The sequence below is a fragment of the Rahnella sp. PAMC25617 genome (assembly GCF_050606005.1).
GTDB lineage: Bacteria > Pseudomonadota > Gammaproteobacteria > Enterobacterales > Enterobacteriaceae > Rahnella > Rahnella variigena.
In genome coordinates this window covers 1-277 of sequence record NZ_JBOCUM010000138.1, presented here as the reverse complement: position 1 = coordinate 277, position 277 = coordinate 1, and the positions used below count along the sequence as shown (strand labels likewise).

The 277-nt window shown below is 61.7% G+C and carries 1 protein-coding gene; it reads right to left on the bottom strand.

Translation table 11 applies throughout. The features are described 5' to 3' along the window. Positions 1-277, bottom strand: a 277-nt coding sequence (locus ACM615_RS24040; protein WP_431012653.1) for a 5'/3'-nucleotidase SurE, incomplete at both ends; no start/stop codon positions are given.

The window sequence follows — 277 nt, the reverse complement described above, 5'->3', positions numbered from 1 at the left end:
TGGTTGATGCCCGACACCACCAGATCCGGCTCATGATCCAACAAACTGTTGATCGCCAGGTGTACGCAGTCGGTGGGGGTGCCGTTCACGCTGATAAAGCCATTGGCCAGAACGTGCACGTGCAGCGGACGGTCGAGCGTCAGCGAACTGCTGGCGCCGCTCTTGTCCTGGTCGGGGGCAACCACCACGCACTCGGCGTAATCCGCCAGCGCAGCATGAAGCGCGGCGAGGCCAGGTGCGGTGGCACCGTCGTCATTTGATATCAGAATACGCATGG